The sequence below is a fragment of the Desulforamulus aquiferis genome, assembly GCF_030577015.1.
Lineage (GTDB): Bacteria > Bacillota > Desulfotomaculia > Desulfotomaculales > Desulfotomaculaceae > Desulfotomaculum > Desulfotomaculum aquiferis.
The window spans coordinates 46,812-62,029 of the sequence record NZ_JARPTC010000002.1 but is presented as its reverse complement, the minus strand read 5'-3'; the positions used below and the strand labels follow the sequence as shown (position 1 = coordinate 62,029).

Here is a 15,218-nt window from a genome sequence, read left to right as displayed (position 1 = left end):
TGCATAGTATTTTAAATTATTTATAAAAAGTGCACCTTCAAAAGGTTAGAACTATTTTATTGATAGTGTCTAACATTTGAGGTGCACTTCTGTAGGGTTCTACCTTTTAGAATTTATTTTTAGGCTTTCTCTTTTAGTGAAATGGCTATCTCAAATTCACCAATGGAAGTTGTTAACGGAAGTAAAAAAACTATTTCATTGGGCATATAAAAGGATTTGTATTCGCCTACAAATATTTGAGGCGTTACAATATCACAGTTGTAATTGTTAGAAGACAAAATTGTTAGTGCATTTCCACCAATGATATTGGCAATTTCCCCAATGGCTGATGAAACAAAACTATCTATTTGCTCCATTTCCATGCCACTCATTATTTTTACCATTTCTAACACCATAGTTTTAGGGAAGTTGAACAGTATTGTTCCCTTAAGATCGCCTGTGACTCCAAGAATTACACTGGCCTCGTTACTTTGATACCCGTTATTGAGCACCCTGGGTGTTCCTCTATCAGGCTTTATATCCAACATCATCTCAAAAACATCATTTGTTGCTTGGTAAAAGGAGTTTATATAAGCTGCTTTCATTAAAGTTGTCCTCCTTGACTAACTACATATTCCCCCAATTTTTGGTCCATTGCAGCTACGTGCATGATAAGCCAAGCCATTAATTTACCACTAAATTCCTGAACAAGTTCTTCGGAATAACCCTCTTGTTCCAACCTTAGCACATAGCCATTAACTGCATCTTTAAATTTAGCATGAACCTGCTTATGGTTCTCCAGATCAGGATACTGGATTTTTTCTTGATAGGCTTCCTCATCTGCAAAATGTACAACAACATACTCTTGCATAAAAGCCATGTTTTCTTTGACCTTAGCAAGTTTCGTTTCCCAAATACCCTCTTGACGAACAGTCTTAATAAAATCAGATACCCTCTTGAAAAGTTCTTCATGCTGCTGATCAATTAGAGGAACACCAATTTTATATTTGTCTTTCCACATCATATTAAAAGACCACCTTTCTAGAGGTGCTATCCCCTTTGTAAAATTTTTTTAGCCACTTATTGAATCATATATTATTTTCATTACATATTACTTAAGAATTAATCAACTAATTCTTAACAATTATCTTAATCTTATATCCTCTTGTCTTGCCTGTAATCCTCCTAATGCTTTTGCTTAACTTGGCTTTTTGTCACGCTCTTTTTCTTGAATGGGGGCCTATTTCCTGAAACGATGGCCCCTTTAAACACACCTCTTTTTTCTATTTTTATTTTAAGTTCTTTTTCCAATTGCCTAACTATAGGAAGCTCTCTTTCCGTTACAATTGATACAGCCGTACCCTTCTGACCGTTTCTCCCGGTCCTGCCGACCCTATTTAAGTATTCCCTCGAATCCTCAGGTAGATCTAAATTAAAGACATGGGTCACGCCCTTTACATCCAGACCCCTAGCAGCAATATCTGAAGCAATTAACAGCCGAGTTCCTTCACCTCTAAACCCCTCTATAGCCCTTTGGCGCTCTTCCTTGGATACCCTGCCAAATATTTTATAGGCTTTATAGTGATGATAATGAAGTTTCTCAGTAGTCCTTTCAATATATTCTTCATTATTAATAAACACAATTGCCCTCTCTATCTTAAATGCAGCCATGAGTTTTCTCAAAACCTCAAGTTTATCCCTTTGACTCTGGGCTATTACATAATGATGGGTAATATCCGTGTTGACAAGATTTTTTTCTTTGGTTTTAACAATTTCAACATTATCTATTAACTCCTTTGCAGCAACCAATGCTTTATTACTAAAATGGGCTGCAAAGACCATTAGCTGCCTGTCCCTCATGGTAGCTTTAATTACAGCTTTCACTCTATTAATATCATTTTGACTTAATAGTCTGTCACCCTCATCAATCACAATGGTCTTAATTGTCTGGGCATTGATCTTCTTTTTGCCGATTAGTTCCTGTATTCTTCCCACCGAGCCCACAACAATATGAGGTTTTTCCCGAAGGGCCTCAATTTGTCTCACAATATTAACATCACCAATGATAGGTACAGAAGCTACAGGCACCCCGGAGTTTCCCGATAGTCTTTTAATCTCAAAATTTATCTGCATAGCCAGTTCATGAGTAGGTGCCAATATAATGGCTTGCAGCTCTCTCTTATCACTTTGGATCTTTTCAAAAAGGGGTAGCAAATAAGCTAGTGTTTTGCCACTACCTGTTTGGGACTGCCCTATAACGTTTTTATTTCTTAACGCAAGGGGGATAACTCCTGCCTGAATCTCGGTAGGTTGAACTATTCCAACCTTGTTCAAGCCTTCTATCAGGCGTGGGTTTAGTCCAATTTCATTAAATGTCAGCATTATTTCTCCTATCTTAAATACCAGATATAAATTTTGCCCACTATATGCTACCTCTTTTACTAATTTCTTACAAGGATTCTTTATTATATTTAATGGTTAAATATTTATAATGGCTTACTATATTTATTCGGAGTGGAAAATTATTTCTAAAATTTTTGTCATTAATATCACCTAATCTATAGTGGAAAAAAAGTTTCAACCCAGGCCATGGCTTTCTCAGGCTGATTCGTTTTGAATGTTAGATGTCCCATCTTCCGTTTTGCATCCTGGGCAACCCGTTTGCCATAAAGGTGAAGCTTTACATTATCTGGAAACCTCGGTAGCTCTTTGAGTACAGGCGCTAGATCCTTCCCTAAAATATTCACCATCACCACAGGAGTCATCAATTCAGTATTTCCTAAATTAAGTCCACAAACAGCCCGGATGATTTGCTCAAACTGTGATATATAACAGGCGTCCCATGTGTAATGACCAGAATTATGGGGCCTGGGAGCTATCTCGTTAATCAATAAGCCCTCCGGGGTAACAAAAAACTCTATAGCCAGTAATCCAATCAACCCAAAGGTCTGGGCAATCTCACCGCCAATCCTTGCCACTTCCCTTTCCATTTTTAAGCCAATGCGGGGCGGCACAATGGACATAAACAAAATATTATCCCTATGAATATTTTCTGTCACCGGGTAAACCCTGATGTCACCCCTTTGGTTCCTGGCCACAATGGCTGATGCCTCATGGGTAAAGTTAATCATCTTCTCCAAAACCCATTCCATATCTTGGGACTGCAGCATTTCCTGGGCTCTTTTCATGTCCACTAAGCCTTTTAAAACAAGTTGTCCCTTGCCATCATAGCCGCCCCGGGAGGTTTTTAACACACATGGGTAGCCCAATTGGATTACTCCCTTTTCCAGGTCATGCCGGTCACTGATCACTTGGAAAGGAACCACCGGGAAACCGGCCTTTTGAAGCTCTCTCTTTTCTTTTATCCTATCCTGGGCAATTGAAAGAATTTTACTGCCTTGGGGCAAATAGTAATTTTTCTCTAATTCCTGTACCAGCAAGACATCAATATTTTCGAACTCGTAGACCACAACGTCAGATCTCCGGGCTAACCTGGCAGCAGCATCAAGATCATTTAGTGGGGAAACAATTTGTTCATCAGCAACTTGTCCACACGGAGAATCAGGATCAGGATCTAAACAAATTACGTCATAGCCCATCTTTTTAGCTTCAATAGCCATCATTCGTCCCAATTGTCCTCCACCCAAAATGCCCACTGTAGAGCCTGGAAGAATTAATCTCTCAACCATTATGATAACTCCCCGTCTTCCATTACCTGCTGAGCCATATCCTCCCGACGGACCTTTAGCCTTTTTTGCAATTCCTGGTCACTGATGGCAAGAATTTGAGCCGCCAAAAGACCGGCATTCTTAGCTCCACTGGCTCCTATGGCAACAGTGGCTACGGGCACACCCCCTGGCATTTGAACGATAGAGAGAAGGGCATCCAGACCTTGCAATTTTGTGGCCGGTATCGGGACACCTATAACCGGCAGGACGGTTTTGGCTGCTACCATGCCGGGCAAATGGGCTGCCCCTCCTGCTCCGGCGATTATTACCTTAATACCCCGGTCAATTGCAGTTTCTGCAAACCTAAACATCCAGTCAGGAGTACGGTGGGCTGATACTATCTTTTTTTCATAGTTAACACCTAATTCTTCCAGTATAAGGCATGCTTCTTTCATCACTGGCCAGTCAGATTTACTACCCATGATAACGGAAACATCTATGGCCATCTACGAAAACCTCCATTCATCCTAAAAAGGCATAAAAAAAGCTATCCTTAGCGATAGCCAAATTAATATTAGTATGTCTAGAGTTATTTATAATAACCCCTATATTATAAGGAGCTATGATGATGGAACACAAACAACCACTAATCCTTGTTATATTTCCCTTTTCCATAGACTCTACCCTTTTCAAAAAGATTCCCGGGGAAATGCAGCCATAATTTTATAAATCCGTTCTTGCCTTTCGAGCGAAATCTGACCAATATATTCATTTAGGTGTAACCTTAAGGCCTTTTCCTCTTCGGATAAATCCACAGCTTGAATATCTGATATAAATGGATGTCTATTAATTAGGGCAGCGATCTCAACATCTCCTAGAAATTCAAAAACTAAGGGGAGTTCTTCTTTGTTTAACTGCCCGTCAAACAGTACGTCTTCCAAATCGTCAAAGGATTTTACCCTTTCCTTTATAAGGACCAGCTTATCGGATGAATATCGGCATAATAGCAACTCATCGATCAATTTTCTGTAGTCTGAATCGTCCATTTTCACACCGGAAGAAAACATGATCTTAGGCTCTAAATCCGGATTAATCTGAGAGACAAATACTTTTTCCAGGTTGTTCATTTTTATTGCATGTACAAGATTAGTTGTTATTCTTGGCAAGCTTTTATCAATGTATTTTCGGAGGGAAGAACTTGTTATATTCAGCTCCTCAATAAGTTTTTCTGATGCTTGATAAATTAATAAATCCAATGTATGGGTAGCATATCCTGCTATATCCTTATACAAATCATGAATTTCCTTAGGAGAAATAGCTAATTTCTCAGGGTTGCGATGGGTAAGCACACAGCCCAATGCGGTGGTCAATACCTGTTCAAAAATATTAATCAGCAGTTCCTGATAGCTCTCATCATAGCCACAAAGCAGATAGTGAATATCTTTTGCTGAAAATTTTGAGCAAAATTCATTTTCAAGATACAAATTTTTAAGATATTGCAGAATAAATTCTACTCCCACCAAATCCGAAACAGGGTTACACAGTTGATAATCAATTGATGCCGGGAATTCATGGGCTTCGTACTCAGGATCATATGCTTTGAAAAAGATCCCAATACCTTTATCGCTAAGCGTTGCATTATAGGTGTAATTTTTGGTGATTAATTTATTGCTTTGGTTTAATTTATAGAAATGTTTTGCAGCTTTAACTTTGTTATCAACTAATTTTCTGCCCTTTTGATATATATCAGTAATACTCCCTTTTTGAAGCTCATTAACCGCACACTCTGTATCCGGTAATGATTTTAAGTAGGTACCAATTGTGTAAAGGTTTGATTTCATTATGCTTTCGGCAACATCCACCTTTATGGAGCTGCTTTCACCGTTATTGTATCTCTCACATTTATATGCTAAAAAGTTAAGGCATTGCAACTGGATTTTTTCCATTTCAGAGTCGGATATAAGTCCACAGCTATAGGCCTCTTGTAAAAGTGAAGTAAAATAGGCTTGGCTGCTCAGATTATTGTTGTTAATAATCTGTCGTTTTTCAATATTCACCATCATTGTCCTCCTCCTCCTCTGCCATATTATCAGAATAATCCATGGAGTAACCATAGCGTAAATTACGAGCCATATTAGCCAATTCTCTTCCTGCAAGCAATTCCAGTGACCCCTGACATTTTCCGTCAAAATTTGTTTTCATGAATTTTATTAATTCTTCGTCACTCAACAAATCAAGGGTTTCATTTTTATAAAAATAAAACATTTCAATGAGCTCGTGCAGTGTTTCAGCGTAGTTGTGCTTTGAAACATAGGGGGAATGGCAAAATTCCTTGATAATTTTATTGGTGACACCACCGCCAAATTCAATTCTTCCGTTACTTTGCAAAGCTAATGACCGTGTTTCAACAAGTTCAATGGCTTCCTGATGCGACAGGGTTAACCCAAATTGACTGGTATAGGAGTTGCATTTTTCAATCTCTGTCACGGCCTGCTTTAATATTAAGGATGGGGATATACCCATGATTGCAAATGACAATATTGCTCACCTCCACGATAAATAATTTTAGTTTTTAATCACATAACTCCTTGACATAAGTGTTTTTTTGTGATATATTAATTATGTGTGAGTTTATTTATTTATTTTTTGGTTTAATATTTATATTATCATTAATAACCTCAAAAAGCAATATGATAAATTTTGAAATTTAAACGAACAAATTGTTCGTTTTTCTTTTTAGGGTTAACTAATCAAAAAGACTTGCCTAAAGGCTTGTAGTATTAAAACACATTGATATACTGAATATAGCGGCGCCGTAAATAAAATGATAGGAGATTTATTTATGGTACAAATTAATCTCAAATCAATTGGTAAAGTTTGTGTAGATGACCAGGGAATGCGATTAATATTAGATAAAGAATATATCCCAGCCCTTACAAATCTTGAGGATTTCAGTTATATTAATGTGCTCTGGTGGTTTAGTAAGTGCGATAACTTGGAATCCCGGTCAAAACTTACCGAGAAAAGTCCTTACAAAAATTCCCCAGGGATATTAGGGACTTTTGCAACACGTTCTCCAGAACGCCCAAACCCCATTGCTTTAACAACTAGTTATGTAACCTACATCGATTCCCAAAATGGTATTATTGGTTTAGCCTACATCGACGCTGATGACGGAACCCCTATTCTGGATATTAAACCCTACACTCCTAGTCTCGATAGAGTAGAAAATCCATCAGTGCCAAAATGGTGCCTCAATTGGCCAAGAAGCGTGGAAGAATCCGGTGACTTTGACTGGACTACAGTCTTTAGCTTCTAATCCTAAAATAAATATAGGGATGTGCTGAAACTTAACGTTTCGGCACATCCCTGAACCTTTAATTACTATCAGTAATTATTACTACAAATATGTATAAAAAAGTTCCCTCGAATCATTGGACCGAGGGAACATATAACTAATATAGGATAGATATTGCCACAAGAACTAAGTTCATGCCTATGCTGGGCGCACAGGCTTAAGCGGAACAAGAACTTTTTCTACTCCGTTCCTGCTTTTAACGCCTCGCTCATGGAAACTGCGTTCACCTTCTTTGCACACAGCAGCTTGCTGAACTGATAAGTCAGCATAATTACTACAAAACAAACAACCACATAAAGGGGGCTAATAATGGTTGGCAGCACTAAGTTAATCATAGTGCCAAGATAGCCATACATTGCACCCATTGACGCCGCCATAACAGGAATGCTGATTATAAATGCGGCCATTATGACAAAGGTCGAGCTGTCCAATATCAGTGACCTGATTTCACGGGGTCTGTAGCCAAATATCTTAAAAAGCGAAATGGTGTTTTTATTTTCCTCGATAATCAGCGAAGTTACTAGATATAGGATAATCACTGCCACGACACTGGAGACGAGAGTCATCCCTGCCACCATGGAAATCATCGACCCCAGCAGTTCATCCATGGCGTTCGGCATCTCACTCAGCGACTTTGTTCCTGAAAGCTGCCCGTCGGGAATATCAAGCTTCTTTGTGCTCCAAAGCCCCATGTAGCTGTTTTCGGGAAGCCCGAGCTGTGCGTTAAACTCGTCAATCGGCATAAAGATAAACTGCTCCGCGTAGGAGTCGGCGACAGCGTCAATATGAAAGGTGTACAACTTCCCATCCTGCTTGTTTATGAAGCTTACGCTGTCGCCCGCCCTAATGCCCAATCGGTTTGCCAAAGGCTCTGTAATATTTGTCTGATCATTGGGAAGGGGATTACCCTTGCTATTGTTCAGCGTCAAAATTGTCGACCCAGGCTCTACGCCGGTTATATAAAACTCAATTCCCTCGTTATTTTCAGGATAAAACCTTCCGGCAGAGAAAACCTCCGCCCCTTCCGGTGCTTTACCGTACTGCAGATCCTTAAAGGCATATTCATATTCAAACCGGTAAGTTTCCGTGATGCTGTTATTGAATACATAGTTCATAGAGTTCATAACCGTGAAGCCAAAAAGCATGAGCACAGACGCGCTGGTAACACCCAAGAACAGAAACAAAAGACGTGAAATGCTTCTCAGTTGCTCCCGCAACTTAAATTTTGTACTGAACTTAAACCTTTCCAGTTTAAGCGCGCGCTCTAAGGCGTTAACCTTGGTTTTTTGTTCGTCACCCTTCATAAGCTCCGCCGGAGATCGTTTCAGCTCCGAACGTATAACAAGATAACTGCCGAGACCCAAAAATAGTATTGGTGTCAGTATTCCGATTAAGACATTCAAAAAGCTCAGTTCAATGTCAATGACGGGAACATTATAGTATGAAACCATAGCCATAACCGACGGCGCGATGGACGGCAGCGCCAACAAACTTCCTATCACTCCGCCCGCAAAGGCCAGCAACAAAGGAATGGCCATATAGTGGCGCATTAACTCACGCCGCCGGTAGCCTTGGGCGTAGAGTGTTCCTATAATCACCGATTCATGGCGAATCATACGCCAGATCATGATGCTGATAATTAAGCAGCACAGGAGAAACATTGCCGCTGGTAGCGGTACGCTCATCGTTTTCAAACCTGTTATGGAAGCCCAAGCCATTCTTGCGCGTTTGTTGTTCATAATGTCAATCCAGTCAGACTCTGTTATGCCTTCTGCGTGTAAACGCTCCCGAAATTGCGTCGCCTGTTTATTGAGGCTCTGGGTTCTGTCATTAAACCTAACGGAATAAATGCTGGCAGCATTGTCTATATCCGCAAATTCCTCGCGATTTATAACTCCCACACCAAAATTATCGGGCAGTACCATGATATCGTATACATTTTTTAATGGATAGATATAATGGGGCAGGGACACAAAACCCACGACAGTGAAGTTTTTACCTGCTGCGCTGATACTGCTTCCTACAGGATAGCCATTCGCTTTGGCAAAGGCCGGATCAAGCAGTATTTCTCCCGGGCCGGAAAGTGCCTGACCCTCTATAACAGCCGGTATGTTCAGCTTTTCTGTTTTACTGAGCAGCCGCAGGGTAAGCGAGTCGGACAGGGTGGCGTCAAAGCTCATGTACTCCTCGATGATGGCATCAGACGCTTTCTCTAATTTCGCGCTGTCAGAAATAGCCTTGTCGGTTGAAAAGGACAGATCCTCCTGCATATGTTCTTCTGTAAAAGTGGTGACCAGGACAGCAAGATTCTGAGAAATCCCCGCCGCCACAATAAAGCTATAGCTTCCAAGGATTATAAGCAAAAGAACGCCAAGGTATCGCAGCAGGTTTTCTTTCAATATCCGAAAAACTCTCTTGTTCAGCGCCATTACCACTCAATCCTTTCTGCCGGAACAGTCACCTCATTAACCGTTGCCTCTACGATTTCCCCACTTCTCACCTTAAACACTCTATTGGCCATAGCGGCGATGGCAGCATTGTGGGTTATCATCAAAATGGTTGTTCCGTATTTTTTGTTTACTTGCTGTAAGAGCCTCAAGATACTGCGGGAAGTCTGATAATCCAGTGCGCCGGTTGGCTCGTCGCAGAGGAGCAACTTCGGATTCTTGACAATCGCCCTGGCAATGGAGACTCGTTGTTGCTCACCGCCGCTCAGTTCCCTGGGGAAACGACGTTTTTTATCCTGCAGTCCTACCGCCGCTAAAACCTCGTCGATATTTAGAGGTGATTTGCTGATGTTGGAAACAACTTCAATGTTTTCTCCCACTGTAAGGTTAGGAACCAGATTATAGAACTGGAATATGAAACCGATATCCTCACGCCTGTACTCGGTCAACAGATCACTACTTAAATTGTTTATCTCTACCCCGTCAACGACAACCTTTCCGCTATCGCCACTGTCAATGCCCCCAATGATATTCATCAATGTGGATTTTCCTGAACCCGATGGTCCAAGGATAACACCGATTTCCCCCTTCTCCAGCTTCATTCCGATCCCTTTTAATACTTCCGTTTTAACCAGTCCTGATGAGTAGCTCTTCTTCAAACTGGATATATCAATAAACATATTATTGTTCCTCCTTTTTATAGAAACACCGTTTCAATATATCAAAATACTCATCCCATTCCCCAAGTACTTCCAAGTTGATATCTTCAAAGGAATTTACTTTATCCCTTTGCTGCTCGGAAAAACTCAGTATCGTCCAGGTAATAATATTCATCGCTTTTTCAATATCAATATCTTTACGGAATTTTGAGAAATCTATATTTTTATAACCTCTTTCTAAGCCGCTTGAAATGAGATACTTACCTATTTTATCGATTTCACTTTTCACTTCGGCAGCATCCTCGTGGGCAACAGTCTTTAGAAAATTAAATGCTTGTGGATACTTTTTATAAATCTTAAATTTAGCTAACCCAATCACTTTCATCCTTTTAAATAAATCTGTTTCTTTCCAATCTACTTCATCATAGATTTTATCGATAACCTCAACAACATAGTCAAATAAGAATAAATACAGTTCCTTTTTATTGTTAAAATATTTGAATAATGATCCTTTAGATATTTCTGCTTCTTTTACAATCTCGTTTGTAGATGCCTTATCATAGCCACTTCTTGCAAACTCTTTAAGAGCTGCGTTAATAATACGTTCTTGTTTCTCCTGTTCTAAACTATAAAATTTCGGATAGATAATATTCACCCCGTTTATGCTTAATAACCAACACAATGACCACAGCGGTCACCTCAATTATATTGAAAGTGACCACTGTGGTCAAGTTCTTGATACGTTAATATAAACTAGTAAAAAAAGGGGCTGTTGTCAAACGAACCTAATTGTCTCGTAGCAATACCCAATGATTTTGCCAAATCAGTAGTTGTGGTCGGTGGGGGGCCAGGCGGACTTGAGGTAGCATGGGTTGCAGCGGCGCCTCCTCCCTGAAATGTCGCGGTGTCGCGGGTGTCGCGGGGACGCTTTGTTTGACATGTTGTGGTGTCGCGGTCGCGGGGACGCTTTGTTTGACATGTTGTTATTTAGCATTCTGAATAATGCTCCTGCCAATACCCAGAGCTCTCTCTAATTGTCGGATACTGGCTCCTGTTTCTTTTTTTATTCTTTTTATCATACTATCCCTTTCTTTAGTCTCCATAAACTGCAATTTTTGTATTTCTACTATGCCTTTTATTTCTTTTTTTAATTCTTCATCTGTATATCTCTTCTTCTCTTCATAACCTAAACAACTATCGGTATTATCTTGATTATGAAATTCTTTAAATTTTTCCGTATTGTTAAAAAACCCCATTGCAATATCCTGGTCGGTTATTCTGCTCTGAAGTTTCAAGTAATCTAAATAGCTACTCCATTTATAATCACCTATAACCTTAACAATACCTGCTTTTATTGGATTTTGATGAATATATCGTAATACAGTTAAAAGATATTTCTCATCATTTACTGGCTCACTATTATATCTGTTTTGAAAGAGATGTCCAGTTCTTCCATATTTTCTGTTATGATATTGGGCATAACCAACACTTATCCTTTTAATAGAGTCTCCTATTTGTTCCTTGCCCTCTTTTATAAGTAAATGCAGATGATTTGTCATTAAACAATAAGCTAATAGGGTTATACCACTTTTTTCCTTAGCCTTTTCAATATAATGTAAAAACTTTTCATAATCATCATCCTTTATAAAAATGTCCCTCTTATCTATCCCTCTCATCATTATATGATATATTCCTGTCTCGCTTCTTTCTCTGGCATATCTTGGCATTTTATCACCCATCATAATCTTACCACTTTCAATGTTACCCGTCAAACAAAGCGTCCCTTTGACACCTTTCGGAAATGAAAAAGCGCTATGAGTTAAACTTATAGCGCTCTTATCAATAGTCTGCTTTTATGGCAGCAATGATTTTGGGAAATTATCCGCCCTTTTGTACCGTAGCAAGCTGATACAAGGGCCGTAAAGCCTTTTACATTATAATCCTGTTCCATCGTCTGTATTTACCCATATTACCCTGCGAAATAGCCGGCTACAAAAACATCAAGATCATTCACATTTACCGAACAGATACCTTCTGCATAGGAACCACTTCCTCCGTTTCCGTTAGTACCATATTTGAACAATAGGTCTCCTGTAGATTTATCTACTAATATCTCATAGGGTCCTTTCAGTATCCAGTATCCAGCCAGTTCATCCTTATATTCTATATCGTCTATTTTTTGTCTTATTTCATTCAATACTATATTTGAGGTATCACTACCATCCACATATCTATTATTTTTTAAAAATGTTTTATATGCTCGTTCCATGGCATCACTAGCTAACTTCACAGCCTCTTCCTTTGTCACCTTTTTTGTCCTAGTATCTATAGAAATCAAAGGATTGCCAAATGGCATAATATCTATATTGTAACTAATGTCCGCTCGAAAAATCTCTGCCAGTGCCCTCAAAGGCGCATTCATTCTGTCATCAATCATTTGTACAGCTATGGGTAAAACTACTACTCTATCGTTAATGACAGCATTTTTATCCCCAGTACTCATTTTAATTTTATTGTTTTTATATTCTATAGATGCTGTATTTTTCTGTTCATCCCATTCCACCTGTCCTCCTAATTCTTCAACAATTATTCTGACAGGGGCAAGAGAATATCCATATTCATTCTGAATATCCACATTAGGAATAAAATTATTGTTTTTCATAATAAACGAAAATTTATCTACTGGATTGATAGTAGTCGTTTCACCATTTTTATAGGTAATTTTTTGTATCCAATATTTTCCGTTATCAAAGTCTGTAAGATTTGAATCAATAGTACAGTTATAACAATTATTATTTTTAATTTCTCCGAAAACTTTAGCTGGAGCAAACACTACTAACAGGCCGCATAAAATAAGTAATATAAATTTGTTTTTCATAAGGTCCCCTTTGCATCACTAATTTCCACTTATTTTTATTATATGCGTATGATTGACTAAGGACAATTTATATCTGATACCGCTGAACTTGATGTCAGTACAGGAATTAACCCAATTTGAATCCGCGTCTTTTGACTTGGTTACTTCAGCGTACTGCCTGCACGATATGGATAATGGCTATAGGTTTGATGATTTGGAATAAATGCAACGGGTGGCCTGTTTATTTGTGAAGTATAAAATATTGAACATCTTTTTATCTATTCTCTTATTTCAGCCATATAAAAAAATTTATCCTCATAGTCCTTCACAAAATGCCTTTTACCCTTTTGAATTATTGTGTGACCTTCCATCTCAAGATGAAGTTTTTGTCCATCAATACCTTCCGGATATTTTTCATTAAGTTCGCCGTCTTTTTTAAGTGTTCTCCAATAAGGTGTTTCATCATCTTTTCTCTCGGCAGAGGCATTGGCTGCAATATTTATAAATATTCCGGCAGTAAGCTGGCAGGTGTAATCCGCACCATGCTTTTTAGCTAAATAGCTTCTTATATAGTCTGATGTTGTTACTTTTCCCTGTGGTACTTTTTTCATGATTTCATCATAGGCAAGTGGAGGAGCAATAAGCATTTTAGTCCCACCATACCTAAAAATTGCCTTTTGGTCAGTAACCTCAACGATCTTTGGCATATTTTTATTGTCATGCAATTTCTCGTTAAATGATTTCCTTGCCATAAAACATATTCTCCTATCTTTAAAAGTAACCCTATACTAACTATTATTTTCAAAAACAAAGCACTTTTAGTCAATTCCTTAATAAAAGCAATCATTTAAAGAGAAAATCAGTATTTTCCGCAAATAAAGCAGACTGGAAGTGTGAACTAATTCTGCTCCTCGACTTCTGTTTTCAGCTCTAAAAAAATCCGGCTTACTCCTATCCACCACTGTGTATCCTCAGCGTACATCCGGTTAATCCAGGCAACTGGGTGTACGTCCTCTGGCCTGTCCTTGCTCAAAACAGCCACCGTCTCCGCGGCAATCCTTGCTGAGTCCCGGATGTTCGTGTTGTATTTTTTCCAACTGTGATGTACATTAAAGGGGTTATTGGCAATAACTCGGGCATCCTTGTCTGTACTAGGAACAAAAGACTGCTCTTGACCAGTGATGGCGATTAGGAAAAGGGGATTCACGTTAAATTCCTCACCAGCCTGGATCAGCGCCGAAAGGTATGGTTCTCCGGCAAGGACAGAATTTCTTTTTCTCAGTGAACTCTCCAGTTTCGCCGGGTCAATGTCCCTGTAAAACAAGTCGACCGGCAGGATGGTCTCGCTGTATTTACCCATTTCATCTACTTTCGCTGCTGGCTTCTCCCCGGACCTGCCTGAAATTGCTGGAGCAATGGACGTGTAAAAAAGGTCTTGCGGCAGTTGAAACAGCAAGATAACCATTATAATGAGGAAAGCAGTCAGCAGCCGGGAGGTAGTCTTATGACGAACTTCAGCTGTAGACCATGAGACGGCGGCAGCTGACGCCACAGTTTCAAAATTCGTTCCCTGATTGATAGGGACTTCCGCCGAATCGTTTGTTGTCAACCGTCCTTCTACTATTACTGTCGAAACAGGCACCTGCTTTTCAGCAAGACAACTCAAAACCGCGGGGTCCTCCACCGCACTGTGGCAAAACTCGTGCGTTAAACTACGGAGTATCTCCCCGGTTACCGGGACCCCCTGCAAACGGCTCACCCACCGGGCAAGGGATTCCATGTCCTGGCGGTCATTATCACGTACTTCAAGGCAGGCACGGAAAACCGCATCCGCGTATATATTATAGTTGTTTTCCAAAACGGCGTTACGGAGAACATCTGTCCTGATCCGGTCCCTTTGTTTTTCCTCAAATTCCTGGATGTGCCCGTCAATGATTTTATGAATGGCCCGGGCAAAAATGATAGCCCTTTCTCTCTGGCTTTTAGCAGAAAATTTCTTCTGAATATTATCCCTTATTGCAAAGACATGTTCATGTTTCAGTATCGGTTTAGTTTCCAAATCCCGGAGAATAACCTGCATTTCTTTCCCGTCCCTCTGTCTTCTTAGTAAATTCTACCATAAGATGATTTGTTCCGGGAGAGAAAAATTGTATAGATACCCCATTATCCGACCGAAGAGATAATCCCTAATAACCTTGATGTTCTTTGCTTGCATAGCTTTTCTCAAATGCAGGGCCATAGCAAAGTCAA

Annotated in this window: 15 protein-coding genes; 1 reads left to right on the top strand and 14 read right to left on the bottom strand. The window is 39.6% G+C overall.

Annotation, left to right across the window (positions count from 1 at the left end):
* Positions 1-119 precede the first annotated feature (119 nt).
* The 7 genes from P6N53_RS01400 to P6N53_RS01370 form a co-directional block, all read right to left on the bottom strand.
* Positions 120-584: a chemotaxis protein CheX gene (locus P6N53_RS01400; RefSeq protein ID WP_304540561.1), complete on the bottom strand. Its 465-nt coding sequence runs from the start codon at positions 582-584 to the stop codon at positions 120-122.
* Positions 584-1,003 (bottom strand): bacteriohemerythrin, encoded by a 420-nt coding sequence (locus P6N53_RS01395; protein ID WP_304540559.1) that lies wholly within the window; start codon positions 1,001-1,003, stop codon positions 584-586. Before P6N53_RS01395 ends, P6N53_RS01400 begins: the two co-directional genes overlap by 1 nt.
* 161 nt (positions 1,004-1,164) lie before the next feature.
* Positions 1,165-2,361, bottom strand: a complete 1,197-nt coding sequence (locus P6N53_RS01390) for a DEAD/DEAH box helicase (RefSeq protein WP_308447254.1) — start codon at positions 2,359-2,361, stop codon at positions 1,165-1,167.
* 176 nt (positions 2,362-2,537) lie between these two features.
* Positions 2,538-3,668 (bottom strand): 5-(carboxyamino)imidazole ribonucleotide synthase, encoded by a 1,131-nt coding sequence (gene purK / locus P6N53_RS01385; protein WP_304540557.1) that lies wholly within the window; start codon positions 3,666-3,668, stop codon positions 2,538-2,540.
* Positions 3,668-4,153 carry a 5-(carboxyamino)imidazole ribonucleotide mutase gene (gene purE / locus P6N53_RS01380; RefSeq protein WP_304540555.1) on the bottom strand — a complete coding sequence of 162 codons (486 nt, stop codon included), beginning with the start codon at positions 4,151-4,153 and terminating at the stop codon, positions 3,668-3,670. Before purE ends, purK begins: the two co-directional genes overlap by 1 nt.
* Positions 4,154-4,336: 183 nt before the next feature.
* Positions 4,337-5,710 carry a DUF6179 domain-containing protein gene (locus tag P6N53_RS01375; protein WP_304540553.1) on the bottom strand — a complete coding sequence of 458 codons (1,374 nt, stop codon included), beginning with the start codon at positions 5,708-5,710 and terminating at the stop codon, positions 4,337-4,339.
* On the bottom strand, positions 5,694-6,185 hold the full coding sequence (locus P6N53_RS01370) for a DUF6323 family protein (protein WP_304540551.1): 492 nt from the start codon (positions 6,183-6,185) through the stop codon (positions 5,694-5,696). The genes P6N53_RS01375 and P6N53_RS01370 overlap by 17 nt, the downstream gene beginning before the upstream one ends.
* 304 nt (positions 6,186-6,489) lie before the next feature.
* Between P6N53_RS01370 and P6N53_RS01365 the strand changes: the two genes are divergently transcribed.
* Positions 6,490-6,966 (top strand): SAM-dependent methyltransferase, encoded by a 477-nt coding sequence (locus P6N53_RS01365; RefSeq protein WP_304540550.1) that lies wholly within the window; start codon positions 6,490-6,492, stop codon positions 6,964-6,966.
* 218 nt (positions 6,967-7,184) lie between these two features.
* Here the strand turns inward: P6N53_RS01365 and P6N53_RS01360 are convergent, their stop codons facing one another.
* The 7 genes from P6N53_RS01360 to P6N53_RS01330 form a co-directional block, all read right to left on the bottom strand.
* Positions 7,185-9,434, bottom strand: coding sequence for an ABC transporter permease (locus P6N53_RS01360; protein WP_304540549.1), 2,250 nt, complete (start codon positions 9,432-9,434; stop codon positions 7,185-7,187).
* Positions 9,434-10,132, bottom strand: a complete 699-nt coding sequence (locus P6N53_RS01355) for an ABC transporter ATP-binding protein (protein WP_304540548.1) — start codon at positions 10,130-10,132, stop codon at positions 9,434-9,436. The genes P6N53_RS01360 and P6N53_RS01355 overlap by 1 nt, the downstream gene beginning before the upstream one ends.
* A gap of 1 nt (position 10,133) precedes the next feature.
* Positions 10,134-10,793 carry a TetR/AcrR family transcriptional regulator gene (locus P6N53_RS01350; protein ID WP_304540546.1) on the bottom strand — a complete coding sequence of 220 codons (660 nt, stop codon included), beginning with the start codon at positions 10,791-10,793 and terminating at the stop codon, positions 10,134-10,136.
* A gap of 301 nt (positions 10,794-11,094) precedes the next feature.
* Entirely contained in the window at positions 11,095-11,853 is a 759-nt protein-coding gene (locus P6N53_RS01345; RefSeq protein ID WP_304540544.1) for an REP-associated tyrosine transposase, read from the bottom strand.
* 227 nt (positions 11,854-12,080) lie between these two features.
* The gene (locus P6N53_RS01340; protein ID WP_304540542.1) at positions 12,081-12,989 is read right to left on the bottom strand and encodes a stalk domain-containing protein; all 909 of its coding nucleotides are present in this window, start codon (positions 12,987-12,989) and stop codon (positions 12,081-12,083) included.
* A 257-nt stretch (positions 12,990-13,246) separates the two neighbouring features.
* The gene (locus P6N53_RS01335) at positions 13,247-13,720 is read right to left on the bottom strand and encodes an MGMT family protein (protein ID WP_304540540.1); all 474 of its coding nucleotides are present in this window, start codon (positions 13,718-13,720) and stop codon (positions 13,247-13,249) included.
* 146 nt (positions 13,721-13,866) lie between these two features.
* Entirely contained in the window at positions 13,867-15,048 is a 1,182-nt protein-coding gene (locus P6N53_RS01330; RefSeq protein WP_304540538.1) for a hypothetical protein, read from the bottom strand.
* Positions 15,049-15,218 lie beyond the last annotated feature (170 nt).